Origin of the sequence: Nostoc sp. DedQUE08 (genome assembly GCF_034530895.1) — a bacterium.
GTDB lineage: Bacteria > Cyanobacteriota > Cyanobacteriia > Cyanobacteriales > Nostocaceae > Nostoc.
In genome coordinates this window covers 141,531-166,771 of sequence record NZ_JAVRCD010000002.1, presented here as the reverse complement: position 1 = coordinate 166,771, position 25,241 = coordinate 141,531, and the positions used below count along the sequence as shown (strand labels likewise).

24 protein-coding genes are annotated in these 25,241 nt (G+C 39.3%); 11 read left to right on the top strand and 13 right to left on the bottom strand.

The genetic code is table 11. The features are described 5' to 3' along the window. The first annotated feature begins 167 nt into the window (after positions 1-167). On the top strand, positions 168-599 hold the full coding sequence (locus tag RMY64_RS02005) for a DUF6006 family protein (protein ID WP_292816760.1): 432 nt from the start codon (positions 168-170) through the stop codon (positions 597-599). Between the two features lie 230 nt (positions 600-829). Here RMY64_RS02005 and RMY64_RS02000 read toward each other — a convergent pair whose 3' ends face one another. Beyond that, complete coding sequence (locus tag RMY64_RS02000; RefSeq protein WP_322699161.1) at positions 830-1,507, bottom strand: polysaccharide deacetylase family protein; 678 nt, start codon at positions 1,505-1,507, stop codon at positions 830-832. A gap of 380 nt (positions 1,508-1,887) precedes the next feature. On the opposite strand from RMY64_RS02000, the gene RMY64_RS01995 reads away from it, so the two are divergent. The 3 genes from RMY64_RS01995 (at position 1,888) to RMY64_RS01985 (ending at position 6,077) form a co-directional block, all read left to right on the top strand. Further along, the gene (locus RMY64_RS01995; RefSeq protein WP_322699160.1) at positions 1,888-3,501 is read left to right on the top strand and encodes a calcium-binding protein; all 1,614 of its coding nucleotides are present in this window, start codon (positions 1,888-1,890) and stop codon (positions 3,499-3,501) included. Positions 3,502-3,732: 231 nt separating this feature from the next. Next, positions 3,733-4,674, top strand: coding sequence for an RnfABCDGE type electron transport complex subunit D (locus RMY64_RS01990; protein ID WP_322699159.1), 942 nt, complete (start codon positions 3,733-3,735; stop codon positions 4,672-4,674). Positions 4,675-4,700: 26 nt separating this feature from the next. Continuing rightward, entirely contained in the window at positions 4,701-6,077 is a 1,377-nt protein-coding gene (locus tag RMY64_RS01985) for a DUF2330 domain-containing protein (RefSeq protein WP_322699158.1), read from the top strand. A 206-nt stretch (positions 6,078-6,283) separates the two neighbouring features. Here RMY64_RS01985 and RMY64_RS01980 read toward each other — a convergent pair whose 3' ends face one another. The 11 genes from RMY64_RS01980 to RMY64_RS01930 form a co-directional block, all read right to left on the bottom strand. Next, a complete protein-coding gene (locus RMY64_RS01980; RefSeq protein WP_322699157.1) occupies positions 6,284-7,573 on the bottom strand; it encodes an MFS transporter in 1,290 nt (429 codons plus the stop codon). An 11-nt stretch (positions 7,574-7,584) separates the two neighbouring features. Then, positions 7,585-8,505 (bottom strand): phosphatidylserine decarboxylase, encoded by a 921-nt coding sequence (locus RMY64_RS01975; RefSeq protein ID WP_322699156.1) that lies wholly within the window; start codon positions 8,503-8,505, stop codon positions 7,585-7,587. Between the two features lie 6 nt (positions 8,506-8,511). Beyond that, entirely contained in the window at positions 8,512-9,147 is a 636-nt protein-coding gene (locus RMY64_RS01970) for a CDP-alcohol phosphatidyltransferase family protein (protein WP_322699155.1), read from the bottom strand. A gap of 162 nt (positions 9,148-9,309) precedes the next feature. Further along, a complete protein-coding gene (locus RMY64_RS01965) occupies positions 9,310-10,227 on the bottom strand; it encodes a phosphatidate cytidylyltransferase (protein WP_322699154.1) in 918 nt (305 codons plus the stop codon). Between the two features lie 8 nt (positions 10,228-10,235). After that, positions 10,236-11,045 (bottom strand): SDR family oxidoreductase, encoded by an 810-nt coding sequence (locus RMY64_RS01960; RefSeq protein ID WP_322688129.1) that lies wholly within the window; start codon positions 11,043-11,045, stop codon positions 10,236-10,238. Continuing rightward, a complete protein-coding gene (locus RMY64_RS01955; protein WP_322699153.1) occupies positions 11,042-12,775 on the bottom strand; it encodes an FAD-binding oxidoreductase in 1,734 nt (577 codons plus the stop codon). The genes RMY64_RS01960 and RMY64_RS01955 overlap by 4 nt, the downstream gene beginning before the upstream one ends. After that, positions 12,756-13,460 carry a lysophospholipid acyltransferase family protein gene (locus tag RMY64_RS01950; RefSeq protein ID WP_322699152.1) on the bottom strand — a complete coding sequence of 235 codons (705 nt, stop codon included), beginning with the start codon at positions 13,458-13,460 and terminating at the stop codon, positions 12,756-12,758. Before RMY64_RS01950 ends, RMY64_RS01955 begins: the two co-directional genes overlap by 20 nt. Before the next feature lie 138 nt (positions 13,461-13,598). After that, positions 13,599-14,984 (bottom strand): thioester reductase domain-containing protein, encoded by a 1,386-nt coding sequence (locus tag RMY64_RS01945; RefSeq protein ID WP_322699151.1) that lies wholly within the window; start codon positions 14,982-14,984, stop codon positions 13,599-13,601. Further along, a complete protein-coding gene (locus RMY64_RS01940) occupies positions 14,981-15,292 on the bottom strand; it encodes an acyl carrier protein (protein WP_322699150.1) in 312 nt (103 codons plus the stop codon). The genes RMY64_RS01945 and RMY64_RS01940 overlap by 4 nt, the downstream gene beginning before the upstream one ends. A gap of 49 nt (positions 15,293-15,341) precedes the next feature. After that, positions 15,342-16,271, bottom strand: coding sequence for an acyl-CoA desaturase (locus RMY64_RS01935; protein ID WP_322699149.1), 930 nt, complete (start codon positions 16,269-16,271; stop codon positions 15,342-15,344). A 283-nt stretch (positions 16,272-16,554) separates the two neighbouring features. Further along, positions 16,555-18,258 carry a fatty acyl-AMP ligase gene (locus RMY64_RS01930; protein ID WP_322699148.1) on the bottom strand — a complete coding sequence of 568 codons (1,704 nt, stop codon included), beginning with the start codon at positions 18,256-18,258 and terminating at the stop codon, positions 16,555-16,557. Positions 18,259-18,669: 411 nt separating this feature from the next. On the opposite strand from RMY64_RS01930, the gene RMY64_RS01925 reads away from it, so the two are divergent. Further along, entirely contained in the window at positions 18,670-19,320 is a 651-nt protein-coding gene (locus RMY64_RS01925) for a sigma-70 family RNA polymerase sigma factor (RefSeq protein WP_322671357.1), read from the top strand. Positions 19,321-19,687: 367 nt separating this feature from the next. Here RMY64_RS01925 and RMY64_RS01920 read toward each other — a convergent pair whose 3' ends face one another. Beyond that, positions 19,688-20,359 (bottom strand): LuxR C-terminal-related transcriptional regulator, encoded by a 672-nt coding sequence (locus tag RMY64_RS01920; RefSeq protein ID WP_322671358.1) that lies wholly within the window; start codon positions 20,357-20,359, stop codon positions 19,688-19,690. Between the two features lie 100 nt (positions 20,360-20,459). Here RMY64_RS01920 and RMY64_RS01915 point away from each other — a divergent pair, with 100 nt between their 5' ends. The 6 genes from RMY64_RS01915 to RMY64_RS01890 all read left to right on the top strand — a co-directional run bounded on the left by RMY64_RS01915 (position 20,460) and on the right by RMY64_RS01890 (position 25,241). Next, entirely contained in the window at positions 20,460-21,116 is a 657-nt protein-coding gene (locus RMY64_RS01915) for a DUF3386 domain-containing protein (RefSeq protein WP_322699147.1), read from the top strand. Between the two features lie 164 nt (positions 21,117-21,280). Then, on the top strand, positions 21,281-21,790 hold the full coding sequence (locus RMY64_RS01910; RefSeq protein WP_322699146.1) for a HugZ family protein: 510 nt from the start codon (positions 21,281-21,283) through the stop codon (positions 21,788-21,790). 258 nt (positions 21,791-22,048) lie between these two features. Further along, the gene (locus RMY64_RS01905) at positions 22,049-22,933 is read left to right on the top strand and encodes an alpha/beta hydrolase (RefSeq protein WP_322688121.1); all 885 of its coding nucleotides are present in this window, start codon (positions 22,049-22,051) and stop codon (positions 22,931-22,933) included. A 556-nt stretch (positions 22,934-23,489) separates the two neighbouring features. Beyond that, on the top strand, positions 23,490-23,732 hold the full coding sequence (locus tag RMY64_RS01900; RefSeq protein ID WP_322699145.1) for a hypothetical protein: 243 nt from the start codon (positions 23,490-23,492) through the stop codon (positions 23,730-23,732). After that, on the top strand, positions 23,689-24,276 hold the full coding sequence (locus RMY64_RS01895; protein WP_322699144.1) for a hypothetical protein: 588 nt from the start codon (positions 23,689-23,691) through the stop codon (positions 24,274-24,276). The genes RMY64_RS01900 and RMY64_RS01895 overlap by 44 nt, the downstream gene beginning before the upstream one ends. 5 nt (positions 24,277-24,281) lie before the next feature. Beyond that, on the top strand, positions 24,282-25,241 hold the full coding sequence (locus RMY64_RS01890; RefSeq protein WP_322699143.1) for a DUF1822 family protein: 960 nt from the start codon (positions 24,282-24,284) through the stop codon (positions 25,239-25,241).

Genomic DNA, 25,241 nt, shown 5'->3' with positions numbered 1-25,241 from the left:
AATCCGTTCAGTTGTACAAACAGGAAGGTGTCGCAGTCTATGCACAAAAAACATTGAATCTTTACACTTTCACGATCTGCATAAATAGTAATACTGATATCTATAAGTGAATAGAAAGTGTAAGTGAATAGAAAGCATAGATTAGCTTAAGGAATTGGTGAAGCATTATGAAAAACATCACAAAATGGCTTTTGGGCTTGGCGATTGTTCCTGCAAGTTTGGTATTGGCATCTAGTCATGTTAAAGCCAGTCAAATTGCTGGTGAGTGGTTCTTTGGTCTCTGGGATTGTAATATTGACGGTAGACCAGCAAAAATGCAGTGGAAAGTAGTCGATGACCCACAAACTAGTTGTAACGGTGATGTTTGCTCTACTACTTCTGGTGTCCGTCTCGTCGGGCGGTTTAGTGATAACGGTAGTGCGTGGGTTCCTCTAGGAAAACGTTTTTCCAGCAGACAAAAACAGGATTTAGGTATTCGTTATTTAGGTGCAGAACAAGATAACTGGTATCTCAAATATAACAGTCGTACTAAAATAGCAGATGGTTGGACGACATGGCGGGGTAAGCGCTATCCACTACAATGTCGTAATCGCAGATAAACATTTGCTATGCAAAATATGTAAATAAGCGATCGCTAAGTTTGAGTAATAAACACGCCAGTACCACACTTTTATTTAACTTGACAGGCTAATACTTTAACGTGAGTTCGATGAACCTCTCCCACGGGGCAAGGGAGGAGCAATGAAAAATTAGGGTTTTGGCTCCCCTCTCCGTGTCAGAGAGGGGTTGGGGGAGAGGCCAAAAAAGGGCTTGTCGCACTCACGTTACTTTAGTTAGCCTGAGTTTGCTGCCACAGAGTATCAACAGTTACAAACTCATAACCTTGTTGTAGCAGTTGTGGAATGAGAATTTGAATTGTGGCAGCAACATCTTCTCCACCGCAAGCACCATCGTGCAAAACAATTATTGAACCATTTTTGACCTGCTGCATAATTCGCTCTACCACAGTAGTTACACCTGGACGCACCCAGTCTTCTGGTACAACGCTCCACATAACTGGGCGGTAATTCCACTGAGAAAACAATTTTAAAGTAACAGGTGTAAAGAAACCATTAGGCGGGCGGACATCTCGCACTTGTTGAGGTTGCAGGTTGCAGGCATTGTAAATGGCAGCTTGGGTTTTTTCTAAACTGTCCTTCAAGTCATTTGGGGAAAGCATGGGAAAAGAGCGATGATCGTAGCCATGCAATCCGATCCAGTGTCTGCGATCGCTAACGGCTTTAGCAATAGCTGGTGAACGGTTGACGCAAACACCCAACCAAAAAAAACTCGCTGTAATCTTGTAACGGTCTAACACTGCCAAGACTTCGGGTGTGTATTCAGGATGTGGCCCATCATCGAATGTGAGTGCGATCGTTTTAGAACCGGGATTTCCAGCCCAAAGGCAGTTGGGAAAACTCGGCTGGAGAATGCGGTAGAAAATTGGAAAGAGGGGAGCTAGCTGCATAAAGTTTTTTCTTTTTTCCGTAATCTTGCGTAACTACACTGATTACTTAATATGATGATGTCAAGCGCGATTCGGACGCTTAACAGTCTTATATCTAAAACTTACACGCTGTACAAATGGACAGTTATATGAATTAGCACTTATTGTAATGTTAGTGAGTTTTTCCCTTGTTCCTATTTCCAAGTTGGAAATGTAGTTTCCATCACAATCTATTCCTAGCTAGCTGACTCAACTTATTTTTTAGTTGTCAGCTCAACAGGAAATATCGTAGTCACAGAAGTAGGGCGGAAAAGAAAATTACAGCTTTTTCATATAATTGTCTTTTTAGCAAATTGTAAGTCCTGATATTAACAATTACTCTTTATTCAGGATAAACTCTCATGGCAATTAATTTTTCCGGAACTAATGGCAATGATGTTATCTTCGGCAGTAGTGACAACGATACCCTCAGAGGCTTGGATGGTGATGACAAACTGTTTGGTGGTAATGGCGATGACTTCATCGATGGTGGCTTTGGCTTTGACACCATTGATGGCGGTGCTGGAACTGATACCACATCTTACGCTTTCTTCTCTGGCCCCATTGATGCCAATCTCTCTAGTGGTGTAGTCAAGTTTCCGGGAAATTCTCCTCTCACGGATAAATTAGTCAGCATTGAGAATTTAATCGGTACAGCTGGCAACGATACGATTGTTGGTAATGATGCCAATAATGTTCTCAGCGGTGGAGCGGGTAATGACTTCATCGATGGTGGCTTTGGCTTTGACACCATTGATGGCGGTGCTGGAACTGATACCACATCTTACGCTTTCTTCTCTGGCCCCATTGATGCCAATCTCTCTAGTGGTGTAGTCAAGTTTCCGGGAAATTCTCCTCTCACGGATAAATTAGTCAGCATTGAGAATTTAATCGGTACAGCTGGCAACGATACGATTGTTGGTAATGATGCCAATAATGTTCTCAGCGGTGGAGCGGGTAATGACTTCATCGATGGTGGCTTTGGCTTTGACACCATTGATGGCGGTGCTGGAACTGATACCACATCTTACGCTTTCTTCTCTGGCCCCATTGATGCCAATCTCTCTAGTGGTGTAGTCAAGTTTCCGGGAAATTCTCCTCTCACGGATAAATTAGTCAGCATTGAGAATTTAATCGGTACAGCTGGCAACGATACGATTGTTGGTAATGATGCCAATAATGTTCTCAGCGGTGGAGCGGGTAATGACTTCATCGATGGTGGCTTTGGCTTTGACACCATTGATGGCGGTGCTGGAACTGATACCACATCTTACGCTTTCTTCTCTGGCCCCATTGATGCCAATCTCTCTAGTGGTGTAGTCAAGTTTCCGGGAAATTCTCCTCTCACGGATAAATTAGTCAGCATTGAGAATTTAATCGGTACAGCTGGCAACGATACGATTGTTGGTAATGATGCCAATAATGTTCTCAGCGGTGGAGCGGGTAATGACTTCATCGATGGTGGCTTTGGCTTTGACACCATTGATGGCGGTGCTGGAACTGATACCACATCTTACGCTTTCTTCTCTGGCCCCATTGATGCCAATCTCTCTAGTGGTGTAGTCAAGTTTCCGGGAAATTCTCCTCTCACGGATAAATTAGTCAGCATTGAGAATTTAATCGGTACAGCTGGCAACGATACGATTGTTGGTAATGATGCCAATAATGTTCTCAGCGGTGGAGCGGGTAATGACTTCATCGTTGGTGGTTATGGCACTGACGTACTCACAGGTGGTGCTGGCGCAGATAAGTTTGTCTTCAATAGCAAATTTGAAGGTATCGATATCATCAAAGACTTCGAGTGGAAAGAGGGTGACAAAATCCAGATTTCCAAGTCTGCATTTGGTGCTAGCTCTAACAACCAGTTCAGCTACAACAGCACTAATGGTGACTTATTCTTCGCAGGGTATCAATTCGCCACCATTGAGAACAAGCCTTCTTTATTCTCAGTTAATCTGGATGTTGTGCTGGTATAAATCTTTTCCTTTTATTCCATATCTTCATACTTCGGTGAATTAACTTGAAGAAGGTAGAGATGCGATCGCATCCCTACCTTTTTTGGCGATCTTTAAGTTCAAACAGCAGAGCGATCGCTTTGGTCTGTCAATGCTTTATTTTGTAACAAAATCTGTAACAGCAATGCCATTTTACTTAGTACTCGTCTAAATTGATGAGAAATCTACGGGATATCCCTGAATAAAAGGGTAATGTTGCTCAAAGATATACGAGATTATCAAATTCTATTTCTCGGCTTATTTCTAGTCTTGGGAATCGGTACACGAGATTGGACGTTGCGACCAGAGTTGATTGGGGTAGCGATCGCCACAAGTCTAGCAACTCAATGGATATTGTCATTAGTCACTTGTACTGAGCGACTCGCCCTGAGCGAAGCCGAAGGGAGTCGAAGTATTAGTCATTGGTCATTAGCAAACAACAAAGGACAAATGACAAATGACAAAAAACAAATGCCGAATCTTCGCAGTGCTTTAATTACCTCACTGGGACTGAGTTTACTGTTGCGGGCTGACCACTGGACGACAATGGCAATAGCCGCAGCAATTGCGATCGCCAGCAAATTTATCTTCCGAGTCGGCGATAAGCATTTCTTCAATCCTGCCAACTTTGGCATCATATCTGCCTTGATTCTCACCCCCGATGCTTGGGTTTCGCCAGGACAATGGGGTGAAGAGTGGTGGTATGGGCTATTATTTCTCGGTACTGGCGGCATGATTTTGCAGCGCATTGGTCGTTGGGACACCACAGCAGCTTTTTTAGGTTCCTACTCTTTGCTAGAAGCCATTCGCAATTTCTGGCTGGGTTGGACTTGGGATGTTTACTGGCATCGATTGATGAGTGGGTCTTTGCTGCTGTTCGCCCTATTTATGATTACCGATCCGCGATCGATTCCCAATTCCCGAATTGGGCGTGTAGTTTGGGCAGTTTGCATCGCTGGATTAACTTTTATCCTACGAAATTATTTCTTTGTTTCCACAGCAGTTTTCTGGGCGCTATTTGCCCTTGCACCCTTGAGCATCCTCCTAGATGTTTTCTGGTTAGCCCCAAGATTTACTTGGCAAGAAAAAGATGAGGAAGCAGGGGAAGAACTTCACTCTTGTACAGACGCGATTCATCGCGTCTCTAGTCTCTAGCACTAAAAAAATAGAGGTATAAAATAATGAAATTTTTTCGACTTTTAACACCATTATTGTTAGCAATTGTAGCTGTTTTGTGCTTTACACCAGCAGCTTGGGCATTTTGTGGATTTTATGTAGCCAAAGCTGATACAAAACTGTATAACAAAGCTTCTCAGGTGGTAATAGCGCGGGATGGCGATCGCACTATCATGACAATGGCAAACGACTTTCAAGGCGAAGTCAAAGATTTTGCAATGGTAGTACCAGTGCCAACGGTGCTGCAAAAAGAACAAGTTCGCGTCACTGAACCCAAGATTATCGAACGCCTAGATGCTTTTAGTGCGCCGCGATTGGTAGAATATTTTGACCCAGATCCTTGTGCCCCAGTTTACGATAGAGAGTTATCAGCAGCACCAGCGCCAGCAGCACCGAGAAGTGAGGCGGGGAATGCAAGGGGCGATGCTAGTTTGGGTGTGACGGTTGAAGCACGTTTTAACGTTGGCGAATACGACATCCTGATCCTCAGTGCGAAAGAATCTGGTGGATTGGAAACTTGGCTTAAACGCAATGGCTACAAAATCCCCAGAGGTGCGAAACAGTTACTTCAGCCTTATATTCGCTCCTCAATGAAATTCTTTGTTGCTAAAGTCAACTTAGATAAATTCGAGCAATCTGGCTACCAGTTTCTCCGTCCGCTACAAATTTCCTATCAATCACCTAAATTCATGCTGCCAATTCGTTTAGGCATGATCAATGCTACGACAGAGCAGGATTTAATTGTCTACATTCTCTCGCCCCAAGGACAGGCAGAAATCACTAACTACCGAACGGTGAAAATCCCATCCGATGCAAATATTCCCTTGTTTGTCAAAGATGAATTTGGTGAATTCTACAAATCCATGTTTCAAACTGTCTACACCAAAGAAGACAGGAAAGTTGGTTTTTTAGAATACGCTTGGGATATGGGTAGTTGCGATCCTTGTTCCGCCGAACCCCTGACTCCAGAAGAACTCAAGCAAGCAGGTGTATTTTGGCTAGATGACAATTCTACAAGTAATGTGCCAGTACCCCCTAGTTTTCGTCGTCCCTCTCCTAGTAGTAACGTCTTCATCTCTCGATTGCATGTTCGCTATACCCGCGACAAATTCCCTGAAGACTTGATATTTCAACAAACTGCCAACAGTGAATCTTTTCAAGGACGTTATGTTTTACAACATCCGTTCCAAGGGGAACTCAAATGTCAGGCTGGCAGACAATATAAGCAGTCTTTACCCAAACGTTTTGAACAAGAGGCGCAAACTCTAGCTAAACTAACCAACTGGAAAATCCAAGATATTCGCAACAAAATGAAGTTGAGTGTAGGTAATCTGCAATATTCTTGGTGGGAAAATGTCCTATCCTGGCTGGGATTATATTAAGGAGAGTGGGGAGTGGGGAGTAAGATTAATTCAAAAAATACTCCTCACATAACCTCTTAGGGCGATGGAACTTATTCTAGCTGCATCCTAGCTCTTTTGTCGCTCCATCAGATACCGCTTACGTCCCTTAATTTTTTTGTCAGGATCGAAACCACTTGTTTTGATACCATCGTTGCAGTTTCAACGCTTTGGCTATCCATGATTACCTAGACAGGTTTTACAAAATCAGGTAAGTCGTCTTCTACTCTGCGAATATAGGGATAGTTATAAGCGACAATTGTTGCCAGCATGACAAAAATTCCAACTAAATTAAATAACAAACCAATACCCCGTCCTGGGCCAACACCAATGAGTAGTCCAATACTGTTTGCTAGCAATCCATCTGGAAGTAGTAAAGGCTGAAATACATAGTCTGCTAAAGGGCCAGCCAAGAGATAAGCAAGGGGAAAAGCGGCCCAGGCGATCGCACCCCGCAACGCAAAAACCCGACCTTGAACTTTCGGGTCAACCTTAACCTGCCAAATCGAATTATGAGAGCTAATAATAATCGGAACGCTGAAAAAAGCAAAAAAAGCCGCAACAGTAATCAAGATTGCAGAAGGTTGCAAACCAGCAACTAAAATCGATAAACCTAATATAAACTCAAAACATAAAACTGCATTAACTTTACGTTTAAAACCGCTCCATGTACTCATTAAAATTGCCCCAAATAACCAACCACTTCCACCGATGGAAAAAATTTGACCGAGGATTTTAGCATTAGCAAAGCTTAAAACCATTGGAGTTATCAAAACTTGTACTAAACCAATAGTGAAGTCAGTAATAAAAAAGAACATCAGCAGCGTCAATAAACCAGGACGAGCTTTAATATAGTTCCAGCCTTCAACAATATTATCTAACAGTGAAGTCTGAGAATGTTGAATATATTGGGAACTAGAAACACTAGGAAAAGGGATTGCCAACAGGGTCAATAGAGCAACAATAAAGCTGATAAAATCAATTAAAATAACGCCGTAAATTTTAATTATATCTACCAATATCCCAGCTAAAATAGGAGATAATAATTGTCCCGTTCCTTGAGCAAGCTGAATCATGCCATTAGCACGACCAAAATGTTTTGGAGAAACAAAAAGAGTCGGGGTTGTATAATAGGCGGGTTGTTGAAATCCTTTGCAACCAGAACTGACTGCAACTGCTAAGTAAAGATGCCAGATTTGTAACCAATTTTGCCACATTAATAGAGCAATAGAAAGAGTACAAACAGCGGAAATACTATCACTTAAAATTATTAGCCAGCGTCGATTCCATCGGTCGGCGATCGCACCCCCAAAAGGAGCAAGAATAATATAGGGAAGTTCAGCACATACATACATCAGAGAAAATTGTACTGATGAACCAGTAGTCTGATACAGCCACACTCCCAGCGCAAAGCTAGTCAATCCAGAGCCAATTAGAGAAATTAGCTGTCCAAACCAGATGAAAAGGAAAGTCCGCATTTTTCCATTCCTTAACTTTGAATTTGGTTTTTTTTTCCAATTTGATTACCAGCCTGAACGTAAACTTCAAGACCTTCTAGTGAATGTTGAATTAAATCGTCATCAAAACAAATAGTTCCAGGTTGGAACAACAGAACTAAAGTAGAACCTCCATACTGAAAATATCCTTTCTCTTGACCTTTATAAACTATGCCAGGAGTATAAGTTTGAATGATACTGCCAATAGTAAAAGCGCCTATCTCTATATAGGCGATTCTGCCAAAATTATTAGAAATAAATTCTGTTACCATTCTTTTATTGAGAGAAAAAATATTACATACTTTGGCAAGTGCAAGTGGATTAACGGAGTGATATTTTCCTTGAATATATTTTGCTGGTAACGCTTTTCCTGTATCAGAAAAATGGAATCGATGATAATCATAGGGAGCAAGACGCAGACAAAGTGCTGAACCTTGGCGATAGATTTGAGCTAATTTTTCACAGTTTAGTAATTCTGCGATCGTAACAGAAGAACTTTTCACAGGAATCTGAGTTTCTGCTGTCAATTTTGGATAAACTAAAATTCTACTATCTGCTGGAGCGCAAAATATATTTGACTCGGTAGTAAATATGCGAGCATTAGGTTTGAGTCGGCGTGAGAAAAAAGCATTAAAGCTATGATAATTTTTCAGTGGCAATTCAGTCTCTTTAATATCAATTTGATACCGACGAACAAATTTATTAATTTGGCTTCTAGTCAAAGGTAAATCTTGATATTTGCCATAAAGCCAACAAAATGTCTTGTTATTAAGTAAATAATTAAAAACTATAAATCCAAAATAATTTTCATATAATAAACGTAAAGTTTTTTCAGCAAATATCTGCTCATAAATAATTTCTCCTGTCTGACGTTCGAGGTAATAAATTTCAGTTTTCAGCGTTTTACTTGTCATTTATTCCTAGAAGTATATGCCTACAGTACTTACCCAACCATATACAGCCGTAAGTGCGATCGCGCCGAGAGCAAATATCCCATACCAAACGCCTCGCAGCTTGAGCATTTTAAAATTGCCTATCATTGCTAGAGCTAATAGTAGGTAAACACCATCTAAGATAAACTTCATTGTTTCATCAGGTAAAGCAAATCTAGCTGTAAATGCTAGGGGAATAAACAAAGCCGCGTAAGTCACAGGTAAGCCTGTATAATATTGTTCGCTTCCCTCATTCATTAAACCTGTAGTATTAAAGTATGCTAATCGCAAGGCGTTTGTTGCGAGATAAAATATTAGCACTGCAATAGATAATAAATCCTTCAATCCAAAGCAGTAAGCAAAAATTGCTGGAGCAAAACCAAACGAACAAACATCAACAATACTATCTAATTGCTTACCGACTTCAGATTGTAATTCTGTGCGGGAAATTTTTTTAGCAACCAGACCATCAAATAAATCAATTATTCCTGCATACATCATGCAGATTACAGCCTCATTATAATGTCCATTCACTGCTAAAAAAACTGAAATTAAACTCAAAACTAGCCCTGTTAAAGTTAAACTGTTAGCTAAATCAATTTGCCGTATAATTGGACTAAACATAGCGTTTTTGCAGATAATATAAAAAACTTATTTGATTACATTTTGTCAGGACGGGTTTAACGAAGATATTGCTAGAATACCCAGATTTCAGGGAAATAAGACCCGACAAGCAAATTTAATTATCTCCAGAAATACAGGAGATTCAGAAAACTATTAAAAGCGTTAATTTAAAGACTGTTTGCAATGCACAATAAAATAAAAAATTGGAATTGTAAACATTACACTATCAAACTTATCTAAAACTCCTCCAGTTACTGCTAAAACTTGACCAAAATCTTTAATTCCTGCTTCTCGCTTTAGCGAAGACGCAATCAAATCGCCAGTTAATGCCATCAAAGCAACTCCTCCAGACAATAACAAAACCTGCCAAAGTTGCCAATTTGGTAACAGAAAGCTGATACTCCAACCTAAAACAAGACAAGCTACGAATCCTCCCAGAGTTCCTTCCCAAGTTTTGTTAGGACTAATTCCAGGAATTAAAGGCATTTTTCCTAATATTTTGCCAATTCCTTGAGAAAAACCATCATTAGTTAATACTAGTAAGATGAGTAGGTTAAATTCCTGATAAGCAGAGTCAGCAAGTGTTAATAAGCTGGCTAAAGGGATAGTGATAAAAACCATGCCAAAAGCTGTAGTTAAAATACCGTGCATTGGGGGTGGATGACGCAGGATTAAAATTGGTAAAGCGATCGCCACCCAAGTAGCAACGATCGCGCTGCAAAAAATAGCAAAAACATTTCCCCAAACTCCGCCCACAATCCCAACAGTTCCTAACAACTGCAATAGCACAGGTAAAGCGATCGCGCCATATTTAATTTGCACAGTTTCTAGTAATTCCTGCCAGCCAAAATAGGCTAAGAACAAAGCAACAGGTAGTAATCCGTATTTTCCTAGTCCTGCCGCAGCAATTAAAATTAATCCAATGCCGATTAAGATAGCTAACTTGAAAGCATCATTTTTAACTTTGTCTGGGTCGCGTCGATAGAGAATAGCGAAAATCATGAAAAAGAATAAAGCGATCGCTATTTCCCCCCCAGCAATAGCAAGCGTCGGCAAAATTAACGGGTTGAAAATTTCCACAACTCCTCTCACTTCTTATAAGAAACTTTAATTTTGAACCTAGATATTATCCATAAAACTAAGCCTGGTAAATGCCGTTTCAGAAAAATAATTACCTTACTGTAATTGGCGATCGCTTTTTCCTTCTTCCGTTGAGAAATCGCTTGCACAATTTCTTTTGCTGCTTGTGACGGCGATATCAGCAACATTGACGGAATAGAATCTTGCCACTCTGGATGCCAAATACCTTGGTTATCTACCTGACGAATTTCAGTAGCAACGTAGCCAGGACAGATATGTATTATCGATACACCATCGGGCGCTAACTCCTGAGATAATGACTCGCATAAAGCCCGCAACGCAAATTTGCTCATGCTATAAGCAGAATCACCACTCAAAGCAATGTAACTTTTGACGCTACTAATAACAACTAATCTTCCCTGCGTTTTTTTCAGGTCATCTAAAGTAGCGTAAATTGTGTTGAGAACTCCAAAAATATTTGTTGCAAACAGCTTGCGGTAATCATCCACATTTAAGTCTGCCAATTTGCCTTTTAAAGACCAGCCTGCATTGGCAACAACGATATCAATCTTACCGAATTGACTTCGAGCAAGACTGACAGCTTTTTCTACTTCGCTATCTAAAGTTACATCGCAGGATATAGCTAGTACCCTCTGATTGCTGGGGTCAATCTCTGCGGCTATAGTTGCTAATCGTTCCGTCCGTCTCGCCAAAAGCACAACCTTTGCACCTTCACGGGCAAGTTCTTTGGCAACTTCTGCCCCAATTCCAGAGGAAGCCCCAGTAATCAACGCCACTAAACCATTAAACTGACTCATATAGTTTTAGCGTCTGCACAAAAATTGCCGATCCCAAAAATGTTTTGTGGATCGTTGGCTTGTTTGATTTCTTTAATCAATTCTATACTGTCAGATGACAAAGTATTTTTGATAAATTCTTGGCGACTTTTCCCAACACCATGATGATGAGAAATAGAACCACCATTTTCCATGATTGCTACTCTGATATAATGCTCGATTTGAGGAGAAATTATTTCTGGAGATTCAACTCCTTTACTATAAAAGCCAAACATAAAATATAAACAAACACCTGTATGATACACTTGACTAATTCGGTAAGATAAATAAGGTTTTCCAGGTAAGTTAAACTTTTCATGCTGCTCTTTTAATGTCTGGTCAACAGCATGACAAACCTGGTGAATTTGACTCCAAGAGACAGATGTTTCAAAACTTTCACCAAGAATAAAAAAACTAGCTAAAAAATCTCGCATATAGGCAATAGCATAAGTTAGCATATAGCCTCGTTGTCCGTTTTCTGCCCCCGATGCCAAGCCTTGAAATTTTTTAGCTAATGCATATATATTAGTTTGTTGATAAGCAATTTCTTGAGCAGATCCTTCCATAACAATAGTAGCTGCTACCATTTGATAGGGATTAAAGCCACGCAGCTTTAATAAATAAAACTTTTTGAGTTTATCAATCCAGCCTTTGATATTAGTTGGCTGTGGTTTCAAGGCTTGACCGAAGCGAAATTGATTATTATCTACCAAACGAATACTAGCTGGAACAAATCCGCTATGAGCTAAACTGTATAAAAATCCTACTCCTAACTCGAAGTTAGGAAAAACGAGAGATCCATATTTTTTTACCTGGGGAATAGGATGAATTTTAATCACAGCTTTGGTAATTAATCCTAAGTTCCCCTCACTACCAAACAAAATATTTTGAATCTGCATTCCCATTGAAGCGCGGGTAATTGGTTGTATTTGCTCAATTGTGCCTTTGGGGGTAATTAGAGTAATGTTTTCTACAATTTGCTCAATATTGCCATAGCGATTTTTTTTCATTCCACTCGCATTTGTAGAAATCCAACCCCCTAAAGTCGAAAACTCTAAACTATCAGGTTCGTGACCGCAAGTAAATCCATTTTTTCTTAACTGTTCCTCAAGCTGCTGACCTGTAATTCCTGCTTGTACACAAGCGCGGAGATTATCTCTATCTATCCATTCAATTTTATTCATCCGCCGCATATCTACAGAAACTACCATTCTTTTTTCATCTTCTGGTAGCTTTAAGGCGCAGCTAACATTAGTTCCGCCACCGAAAGGAACAAGACAGATATTGTGTTTTATAGCAAGATTTATAATTTTTTGGGCATCTAACTCTGATTGGCAGTAAAATACCATATCTACAGTTCGGTCTAATTTAGAGTAAAGAACTTTGTAAACTTCTTTAAAAGCACTTTGCCCATGACTGTGAAAAAGACGTTCTGGCTCGTCAAATGTGTATTGATTACTAGGAAATATATTTTCTAATTGTTGACAAAAGCTTTTATTGATATTTAAAGGGTAAATAAATTTTTCTGTTATTTCTGGTTGCTGTTCATGGGGATTAATTTCAATACCTAATTGTTCTTCTATATGGGAAAGAAAATAAGGCATTTTGTAGCCTGATAAATTATAGCGATCGCCTGTCAAAGTTACCGAGCGATCGTCATTGATGATAAACTGGGTATCGGCAAACCCCCATTTATGTCCCCAAGTTTCCATAATTCACTCCTCCTCTTAAATTGTCGTGCAGTTGGGCGATCGCTACATACACATCATTAATAATTTGTTGTTGAATTTGACGAGTGTCAAGTATATTTTGTTTAGTTTGATAATGCCTAAAGTCTAAAGGTAAGCCAAAACTCACATAAATTGGATGTCGTTTGGGAAAATGTTTACCTTTAGGCAATGCTTGATAAGTTCCATGAATATAAACAGGAACGACAGGAACGTTTAAATGCAGCACTAACAATCCTAATCCCAGTTTTAGGTGTTGAAGTTCACCCGTTATCGAGCGAGTTCCTTCTGGGAAAAACAGAATTACTTTGTGTTGTTCCACAATTTTTTGACAGGAACGCAGAGAATTTAAAAAATTGCCTTTGCGTTCAAAGCAAATCATATTGAAAAAATTCTGGCACATCCATGCTTTGAACGGTCGATTGAAAAAGTAGTCTTTTGCTGCCAAGCTGTAAACATTTCTAAAATGTTTGCCTTGGGCCGCTATCACTGCTGGGCCATCAAGATGACTAACATGGTTAGCTGCAATTATATAAGCTCTATCCTGGGGAATATTTTCTAATCCTTGACATTTAAGCTGAAACCAATGTTGGTAAAGCAATTTACCACTTATCCAAATAATATTTTGACCTATATTAACTAGCCAATTTTGAAATTGATTTTCTATCATTATTTTATCTTAATCATTGGTTAGTAAATATTTATCAGCTATTAGTCATTAGGAATTTTTTCTCTGCATTTCCTTCTATCTTCACAAGCTTTCAGAATTAGCTAGGTTTGGCAATCTGAGATTTCCCTAGTTTTCGCTTTATGAAGCTGGTTCTAAATAACCACTACTCAGGAAATACGAAAAATATATTTTAAGTAAAGCAGTATCTACGGCAGGGCAAATAATCGCAGTTTCTCTAAACATATTAAGAGTTTCTTGACAACTAATTTTTGGCCTTATATTTTGCTGGTATAACTCAGGAATAGTGATTTGTTCTCGCCCCCATTGTTTGCAAAAGAAAGGAATTAGAGATGTTAAAACATTTTGGTTTGTTCGCATAGTGGCAGACAACTGTTTTTGCCACTCTTGATAAGGAATAAGTTGGATAGAATAACCTAAAGAGCAAAGCCAAGCAAACAAATCTTGCCAATGGTAAGGATGAGGATTATTCAGATGATAGCACTTGCCGATCGCTTGCTTTTGTCTGGATAAATAAACAATTCCTTGGGCTACATAGTCAACTGGAGATAAATCTAAAAAATAGTCGAGTTGGGGCATACTACCCATCTGGATATAACCCTTAATCATTCGGCAAATAATATCATTGTTTTTCCAAATTCCGGTTTGACTATCTCCAGAGATAAAAGCTGAACGATAAATATTTATTGGCAATCCGCGATCGCGGGCTTCCATAACCAACTTCTCTGCTACCCATTTACTTTGAGAATATCCCAAATAAATATCTTGCCAATCAGATAGTGATTCGTTTTCATCAACTATTTTTTGGCAATACGTTGATGATTCAAATACAGCAAAACTCGAAATGTAATGCAGAGATTTGGTTTTACTTTGGCAGGCTAATCGTAAAATTTCTTGCGTTCCTAAAACGTTGCAAGGTTTCAATCGAGCATAAGAGTACACATAACTTAGTAATGCTCCACTATGATAAATACTGTCAATCTCATTTGCTAGTTTGCTAAATGTTGCTGTTGTCAAACCCAGTTGTAGCAGAGAAATATCACCCAAAACTGGTATAATTCTTGACTGGAAAGAACTATTCCACAAGTTGTAAAACTTTAAATTATTTTGCAATCTCCCTTGGGCAGTTTCAAGTTCGGATGCGCGCACAAGACAATAAATTTTTGCTTGAGTTTGTTGTAACAGTTCGGATAGTAAAAAAGCCCCTAAAAAACCTGTTGCTCCGGTTAAAAAAATAGAAGTGGGTTCAGTTACCCATGAGGTAGCGGTATTTTCTGGATAAATAGTTGATTCTAAAACTGCTTCTGCGGATAAATCTATAAATTTTTCAATTTTTTGATGATTTTGAGTCATAAATTCCAGAATTTCAGCTTTCCGTTCGCTGAGAATCGTCTGAATTTCTGGAGATAATACTCCTTTCGGCGCACGCAGATGTAGTTTACCATCCTGAGCCGATAACTTAATTCCTTGTTTATTAAGCCAATCAAAAAGTTGATAGAGATTCATAAGGTTATTTCCTCTATATCACCCAAATGTTGAGCCAAAGCTTCAATAGTTGGGTAATCAATTAGTAAGTCCGGTTCTAACTGGCATTCCAGAAAATCACCTAGATCGCCAGTCAAACTGACTGCGGCACTAGAATCTAATCCGTAACTATGTAAAGGCAAAGTGACATCTATTTCATCTGAAGCTATTTCTAAAGCGGTAGCTAGATATGAAATTAACCAGGCTTGAATGTCTGCTACAGTAACCTTTGTTTTCAATACTTCTGAGGCTTTTAATGTGGAATCAATTTGTAAATTTTCAAGTTCCATTTTTTATTATTTGAAAGTTTTGTTAATTATTTTTAGCTAATTGAGAGTATTATTGTGAAATTTCATTCAGTTTTTTGAATTCAATTGCTTCTAAACTAGGATGCTTTACATCCCAAGCTAAACCTATAGCTTGTAAAGTAAGAATAACCCAGTATCCTGGATCTATTTGCCACCACTTTAAACCAAATTTTGCTGAGTTAGGAAAAGCATGATGATTGTTGTGCCAACCTTCACCAAGGGTAAGAATCGCCAACCAAATGTTATTTTTACTTTGGTCTATGTTTTTAAACAAGCTTTTTCCATAAACATGACCTATAGAATTAATAATGTAACCACTATTAAAGCTGAAAAAAAGTCTGAGCATTCCTCCCCAGATAAATCCTTGTAAAAAACCCAGCCAACTCCAAGTAATAATTCCCCCTAAAATAGCTGGGAGAATTAAACCTAAAATAATCCAAATCCCATATAGTCGGTTGATTTTTTGATAAATAGGGTCTTGGAGTAAATCTTTAGCAAAAACAAGAGAATTGGGGAGTTCTCCATCTAATAACCAACCAAGATGGGCATACCATAAACCTTTGAGCCTCCCGCCAATTCCTTCACCGTGAAGATGAGGAGAATGGGGATCTCCAGGGCGATCGCTATATTGATGATGACATCGGTGAACAGACACCCAAGAAATCACCGAACCTTGACCTGCCATAGAACCAAGAATAGCTAGAATAATGCCGATTACTGGTATACTCTTGAAAGTTTTGTGAGCAAAATATCGATGAAAGCCAACAGTAATTCCTATACCAGTCAGGATTAACATGAACAACAATAGACCTATTTTCCAAGCCGTAATACCTAATAGAAAAAAATCAGCTAAAGCCGCTAGACATCCAAATAAAGATATAAAAAAAATTCCTAAAATAAAACGTCGCTTAATGTTTTCTAAATAAATACTTGATACTGAAACTTTAAGTTGAGCGGACATTTTTTACCCCTAGCAATAAGTTTAAATATAAAGTCATAATCAATAAGTGAGTGGATTTAAACCCACCAAAACAAGACTACAAAATTGTTAATTTTATGGTGAATTTAAACCCATTTATACTCTTACTAAAAAGCAAGCTACATCCGTAAATCACGCAGAATTTAATTAGATAATTCTGGTGACTAACGTCCTTATTCTTTATTTCTGATTTATAAATTTATCTTTCAGAGTAAAATTGATATTACTATAAAAGCTGCGGAATGCAATGCATTTTTATAGTTATTTACATATCTATTATTTGTAAATTTCCAGATAAAAATGCCTCTCGACAAGCAAAGCGCTGAATTTTACCACTAGAAGTTTTAAGAAGACTGCCCGTTTTAACCAGTACTATAGTATTAATCTGTATCCCATCTTCGGTTGCTACTGCTTGACGAATATTTCTGACTACCTCTTGAACATTTAGCTTATGCAAGTAAGTACGCTCGACTTCCTGAACTACTACCAATTTCTGTTCGCCGTTTAAATCTACTACAAATGCCGCACCAGAACCGAAAACTAGAGCAGGATGGCTTTGTTGCACTGTCTGTTCAATATCTTGAGGATAATGGTTGCAACCTCTAATGATAATTAAATCTTTAATTCGGCCAGTTACGAACAACTCACCATGCTGTAAAAATCCTAAATCCCCAGTTCTGAGAAAGGGGCCTTCATCTGCTAGATAAGCATTAAAAGTTTGTTCTGTTAGGTCTCGTTGCTGCCAATATCCCATAGCTACGCTTGCACCCGATACCCAAATTTCTCCTACTTTACCCTCTGGACATGGGATTTGTAACTCAGGATCGACTATCGCTATTTTCTGGTCTAATCTTGCGTAACCACAACTAACCATTTTCTGAAGATTTTCTGAAGTATTGACATCTGCAACTATTTGGTGTTTCTCTAATGCTGCTTTGTCAACTTGGCAAACACTAGGTAGAGATGTTTTCAAACCGCCAGAAACCAATAAAGTTGCTTCTGCCATACCATAACAGGGATAAAATGCTTCCTGCCGAAAACCACAAGACTTAAAAGCTGTTGCAAATCGTTCTAAAGTTTCTATACGAATAGGTTCTGCTCCATTAAAAGCTAATATCCAGTTACTCAAGTCAAGTTCTGCTTTTTGTTCTAAAGTAATTTTTTTTACACATAATTCGTAAGCAAAATTTGGCCCGCCACTGGTAGTTGCTTTGTAGCGAGAAATAGCTTGTAGCCAGCGCCAAGGTTTTTGGATAAATGCTACAGGTGACATTAAGATCGTAGGCGCACCAACATATAACGGTTGTAGCACTCCACCAATCAATCCCATGTCATGATAAGGTGGCAACCAAGACACTCCCAAACTATATGGTGTGTCTTGAAAACAACTCTGGATTAGCTGACTGTTATATAGCAAATTGCCATGCGTAATCATTACACCCTTTGGTATCCCTGTAGATCCGGAAGTGTATTGCACAAAAGCTAGAGTGTCTGGTGAGGCTTGATAGGGGATAAAATTTTCACTACTAACGATATTGTTAGTAGTTATATAGTGCAAGTTTGGTAACTGTTGATTTTGACCTAGTTGATTGCTGATATTTGCTAACAAATCAGATGTGGTGAGAACAACTAGCGGTTGAACATCTATAATAATTGCCTCTAATCTAGACTGATGTTGATTCCGCCGGGGTGGATAAGCGGGAACTGCAATTATCCCAGCATATAAACAGCCAAAGAAGGCAGCAATAAAATCAAGTCCAGGTGGGTAGAGAAGTAAAGCGCGATTGCCAGGATTTATGATATTTTGTAGTTGAGATGCGATCGCCTTTGCTTGTTGGTCTAACTCTTTATAGGTAAGCTTGGCAACTTCTGTTTCTCCGTCTTGCAGAAAAATAAAAGATGTTTTATCTGGCTCAATCAAGGCTCTGGCTTTAACAATATCAATAAAATTGGCAATCTCCAGGTTCATCCCACGTAATTTTCTCAAGTATAAATATTAAAGAATTTACCAAATTATATTCAGAAAAAATACCAGCAATTCTAAATTTAAGGATTGATAAGGAATTCAGCTGACTTTTCACGGGATGTGGAACCCGGATTTGTCAGCGAACGCGAACGCCAACGGCATAGCAACGCTTAGAGCGAGTCCGCGTACTCTGTAAGAGTTGCAAGCTAGCAAGAGCGTCTGTCTGCCACACGCTGTTCGCGAACGTAGAGAGCGTCCGCAGGAAACAGGAAGAAAGAGGATTTTAGCCTACTTTACTTTTATTAACATAGTTTGATTTTTTCCACTCCTTCTACTTATCTTGACGAAAGGTAATTCTTCGGGTGTTGTTATACGCAATACTAAGATATTCTTGCTTTCTTCCCCAAGATTGTCATGGTTCAATTCGATGAACAGCTACGCCGCTTAGTTACAGAAGCCTGTGGACACCAACCTGGAAGCCCTCAGCGTCAGAAGCTGCTCACGCAAATTATTCGCTTGACAGCAAATAGACTCTGGAGGGAAACTACTCCCTACTATCAAGACGCACTACAACAAACTTGGTTGTATTTCTGTCGCAATGTTTGTGAAGGTTTGACAGGTCAAATCTACGATCCAAATTATGGCAGTGTGATCACCTGGCTGAATGCTTACTTAAAACGGAGACTACAAGACTTTTACCTTAAGCAGAACCGAGAACAAGCCACAACAGTCCCTCTGAGAATTCGTCAGTCTACATCCGGTGGAACAAGTGAAACTATCGATCCTGTAGATAACCTACAGGCTACCCCCCAAGCACCTCCGATTTTGGAAGAGTTGGAGATATGGGCGAAGACAGATTCGGATGGGGAACTGCGCGGTACTTACATTAAAGGGCGTCCAGATGTGAATTGTCAGGTGTTAATTCTCAAACGCTTACCCCCAGAAGTTAGCTGGAAAGATTTATCTGAGGAATTTGGGTTGTCAATTCCGACATTAAGCAGTTTTTATCAACGCCAATGTTTACCGCGTTTGCGTAAGTTTGCAGAATTGGAGGGATTATTATGATCGGTGCTGTTAGCGATGCTGAGATAACAGTTATCAGTTATAGCAAGGGACTGGGGATGGTGGGGCCCCCTCTGGGGATAAGGGGTAATGGGGACTGGGGACTGGGTGAAAAGCCTTTTTGTGTCTAAGTTTTATCGTCTATTGATGTCCTAACCACCAAAGCTTGTGCTATATCAGCAAGAATCGGTTGGTAACTGGTCACTGGTCACTGTTCACTGTTCACAAGGACACGTAGTGCAAGAAAAAATACGTTCTTATTTCAACTATGGGGTTATACTCAGCACGGGCTAAACCTTAGCTATCCGCTAACAGCACTCAGCACTCAGCACTACTGACACCAATGAACTGCCTTCTGCCTCTACCTCCTTCAAGAAACTTGTATATCTTGTAGCTTTGCCACCATTTCTGCACGCGCCGAAACCTTCAACTTCCGAAACATTCTCTTCAAAGCTTGTTTGACGGAATTTTGCGTAATCCAAAGTTTTTCTCCAATTTCTGCATTCGTTAACCCCTGTGCCACTAACTCGGCAATTTCTAACTCACGCGCTGTCAAAGGACTAACTAAAAGGGAATTGGATATTTTGGGTTTTGTTCGTAGGGTTGCCATTTTTGCTGACAAATGAATGCATAAAGCGCTCAAGTCAGCTAAATCGTTACCATTAAAGGCAGGATTTCCCTTGTCACGTGCCAAGTTAAGGGTTCCGACAAGACGACCATCGCAAACAATTGGCCCGGTCATCACGTGTTCGTGGTCGGAACGCGAACAAAAATGCTTCCAGTCTCCTGGCGATAATAATAACTGTTCGTGGGCGGGAGCATGACGCTCAACTACATAGCGTCCCACTGGATTGCTCTCTAAGCATACTGCTGGAATGCCTGGAACATTAATCTCAGTGGTTGGTTGCTCATCTAGGAGATAAATACCCCAATTTTGCACGCCAAAATGCTCGCTAATTTTATCCGTGAGAGCGAGTCTTAACTCTTGCTCATTTTGGACATTAGCGATCGCCTGAAATACAGCGTGTAGAGAATTAGCCATAAGTGTACCCAGTTGGGGACTATCCAAGCCTCAACAATTACTTCTATGCTAATACCAAGGAAACTAAAACGCTAATTACAGTAGCGACTAGGAGAAGCACATGACAGTTACACAACTCTCTGCTCAGGAACTTTTCCGGGCTGCTTATGAAAACCGCTATACTTGGGACAAAAATTTCCCTGGTTATACTGCAAATATTACCTATAAGCATGATGGTAAAGTGTTTACAGGCAAAGTTATCATCAGTGCCAATCTCAAAGCCGAAGTTTTGGATGTAGATGATGAGTCAGCCCAGAAAGCAATTCATGGTCAAGCCTGGGAGATAGCAATTCACCGCGTCCGCCGCAGCTTTGAAGATACCCACAGCGCCAATACGTTTAGTTATGGTAAAACTGACGAAACAGGTGCGGTTGAGCTTTTAATGGGTGGTAAGGCTGAGGGCGATAAATACAAAGTCCGCAATAATGAAGTCTGCCATGTTCACCGTCTAATCCACGGGACTTACGTTACCATTGACACCTTGAGCAGTCACGATACCGGGGAAGGCTACCTGTCCCATACCTATGACTCTGTGTACCATGACCCCAAAACTGGGGAACAGAAGGGCGGTAGAAGCGAATTTATTGATGAGTATGAAAAAGTTGGTGACTATTTCATCCTAAATCGTCGGGAGATTCGCACCGAGACAGCAGGACAATTTTCTACTCAGGAATTTATTTTCTCTGACATTAAATTGTTGGAACCTGTTGCTGCTTAAGCTGTATTCTGTAAGTTAAAAATTAGCGATCGCTCTTGAGTTAAAGGGAGCGATCGCTTTTATTTTTTGGGCATTCCATGCGTAACTGTAGCTCCTCGTAGACATCGCTCAATCACGTTAAGATACTTAATTAGGTGTTCCTAATAAGCGTGGTAATCTACTTTATGAGTCAACTTGATAACATTCAAGCTGAGTACGAAAAGTTCCCTGAAGCATTTGAGAGTGTAATTATTAGCACTGTGAGCGCACAAGCAATACCCAATGCTAGTTATGCTCCCTTTGTAATAGATGATTCCAAGAATATCTACATTTACGTTAGTGGTCTTTCGATTCACACCAAAAATCTCTATGCCAATCCTCATGTTAGTATCTTGTTTATCGAGGATGAAGCTAAAAGTAATCTAATTTTTGCCCGTCGTCGTTTGAGTTTTGATTGTACGGCGACTTTGATAGAGCGTGAAACTGACAATTGGAATCAAATTGTTGAACAATTTCAAGGGCGGTTTGGTGAAATTATCGAGGTGTTGCGCGGCTTATCTGACTTCCGGATTTTCCGATTAACTCCAAGTGAAGGTCGCTTTGTAGTTGGTTTTGGGGGAGCATATCATATTAGTGGCGATAACCTTCATCAACTTGTTCAAATCACAGGAGATGCCGAGAAAAAGCAAGGGTAAATGATGAATTATGAATTGCAATAATTCAGCATCTAGGAGTCATAATTTAGAATTTAGAAAGAATCAAGTCTAATGGATACAGCGAATTTCAAGTTAGAGAGGTACACAATCTAAGTTTAAAAACCAGGTTGAAAGCCTGTTTTACTTCTGAATTCAGAAGGACTGAATTCTGCTATATAACTATTCAGACAGATGTATTTTGACTCCTGAATTAGTTTGACTGTAGGCAAATTCAAATAAACTAAACTTTTTAATTTTATGCTTCAGTTTCAACCTCCTGGCTTTGGGCATAAAGTCATTCATACATTCTTGGGGGCAATGGTTTACTATACCCAAACGAATGCACCTTGGACGATTGCTGACACTGAAGATTTACCTCCACTACTATTTCTCCATAACTTTGGTGGGGGAGCGTCTGCCTATGAATGGTCTAAAGTTTACCCAGCTTTTGCCTCTAATTACCACATTTTAGCTCCCGATTTAATCGGGTGGGGAGAGTCGGCCCATCCAGTGCGGGATTATAAAATTAGGGATTATCTCAGCACGATCGCAGAGTTTATCATCCAAACTTGTCGCCAGCCGGTGACAGTGGTAGCCTCATCTCTTACAGCTGCTTTTGCTATTCGCCTAGCTATTGTTCAACCCAATTTATTCAAAGCACTGTTTTTGGTTTCCCCTTCTGGATTTGATGATTTTGGACAGGGTGCTGGACGCAGACTTCCGCTTTCGGTAATCAATGCGCCTCTGTTGGACAATTTTATTTACATGATTGGTGCTGAAAATGAAATTGCAGTCCGAAATTTTTTACAAAGTTTTCTCTTTGCTAAGTCACAACGAGTATCTCAAGAGATGGTAGAGGCTTATTTAACCTCAGCACAACAACCTAATGCCAAGTTTGCTGCTTTAGCATTTTTGCGAGGCGATCTTTACTTCGACTTGAGTTTATATATTCAACAACTAACAGTTCCCACCGTCATTTTTTGGGGAGAAAAAGCACAATTTACCAACATCAAATTAGGACAACGCTTGGCAAATTTAAATCCAAGAGCAATTCGAGATTTTTATGCGATTGCAGATACCGGAATATTACCTCATTTGGAAATACCAGAAGTTTTCATTGGTCTGTTGCAGCGGTATCTTTAAGAATTAGGAAAGATTTTCATAGTCAAATCATAGTCAATCTAAATACATGGCTCGATCGAGTGTATCAAAATTTCAAACGCGATTGAAAACACGTACATTTAATGCCTTAAAGATAAAATAAGTATTTATGGCTCGGTCGATTTCTACAGGCTAATAGCGATCGCCATTGTTGTTACGCATTCTGTGCCAGTAGTCTGGCTGGGATTAATCGTGATGAGTATTTGAAATTTCCTTTCGAGATCGAGCCTATACTTTTATCTTCAGTGAATAATCAGCTAGTTATGAAACAAGAAATTGCTCATCAATATTCTCTCTACGTATAATTCTTAATTATTGTGTAAATTTTATTATATGTAAAAATACGGTAATCTTTTAATTAACATCGCAAACCTGACTATGACTGCCATAAAAGAACATTGTATAGTCATTGCAATTGTCATAATTTTTACATTATTCATATCTCTGCAAGTACTATTCCAAAGTTTTCATAATTTTCTGAATTTTAACTGATATACAAATAAGGTCAAAATAATGCTTATAACTGTGCTGCTGTCTCGTGTCTACTGTACTTTTTTTGGTTAAAGCTTTTATGGACGATCGGGATGAACGCCTGCGCCAATTGATTGCAACAGTGTGCCAACACCCAGATGGCAGCCGAGAATGGCGAAAGGCTATGAGTCGGCTTCTGATTTTAATTCAGGGACTACCAGAATTTAGAAAATATTCAAGTATAGACTGCCCCGATTATTTTTTAGATGCCCCTGAATCAAACTTTGGAGTGGTTCAGCCAAAATATTAGAAACTTTCAACCACGTACATCTTCAGTTGGAGATGATTTAATAAGATGGATCAAAAGCTACCTTTACTGGGGCATCAAAGATTTAAATTCACCATCTCCACCTTGGGGAAAAAAATTTCATTTGTCTTTGGATGAAAGCATTTTGAATTTTGATGCAGAAATAACAACTTGGTTGGAACGAGTATCAGAACAAGGACAACTATTAGGAACACCAGCAAATCCATATATTTTGAGTGGACTAGAAATTTATCTGGAAAATTTAAAGCAGCAGTCACAACAACGTTTAGTAGACAACCTGGCAGTTTACATTGAGCAAGATCCAGACAAGCAACTACAAAATTGTTATCCTCGCAAACATCCCGAATGCAACTGTCAAGTACTAAGCCAAAGATTGCTGTTTATTTTTAAGAACCCACCAGATACACTTGCAGATATTGCTCGCGAGAGCCAAATCAATTACCAAACTCTGGTATCTCATTGGAAATTAAAAGCAATACCGCTCCTACAAAATGTTGCAATTCAACTTGGATATCAATCTAATTAACAATCATGAGTAGCACAGAAACGCTTTATTTAAAAATTCCACTTGGACGAGAAGCCCATGCGATCGCCCGCCAGTTTGCTCTTGAACAAACTACATCTCAAAAAGGTAAACAAATCTATTTGAATACACTAGCACTTTATGCTGTTTACAGTTACTTGAAATGGTTGCAGATTGATACAGCTTTAGAGAAAAGTGATAGTTGGCATCCCCTAAAACGAGCTTTCTTTGATGTTGCCGATTTAGTTATTCCTAACATTGGTAAGTTAGAGTGTCGCCCAGTTCGACCTGGAGAGACGGCAATTTACTTACCTCCCGAAGTGATGAAAAATCGGATTGGTTATGTAGCTGTCCAATTTAGCGAACGCCTTCAAGAAGCGGACTTGTTGGGATTTGTGAGAACAACTACTATTTCTATTACTTCAGAGCAAATATCATTAACAAGCCTTAAACCCCTTAATTTCCTTTTTGACTATATTCCTAACACTGTCACTCACCCTGCACTTAGGGCAAGCCAGATACAGGTGAACTTAAGTCAATGGTTCGAGAATCTATTTGAAAACAGTTGGAAGGCTTTAGAAGAAATTTTCGGCAATATAAATGAGAAAAAATTTGCTCTCAGAAATATTTCATCGTTGGGTGAAAATAGCGTAGCGAGAGCAAAAATCATAGATTTAGGACTACAACTGGGAAATCAATCACTAGTGCTGCTTGTAGCGATCGCACTATTCTCTCAACAGAAAGTAGAAATACTAGTACAAATACATCCTTTATCTGAAAAACTCTATTTGCCATCTAATCTGAAAATTAATTTATTCTCAGACGCAGGAAAAATTATTCAAGAAGTCGTATCACGAAGTAATGATAATTTTATTCAATTAAAAAGGTTTCGAGGGGATTTTGGAGAAAGCTTTCATATCCAAGTGTCTTATGGTAATTTCACAATCAAGGAAACTTTTGTCATCTGA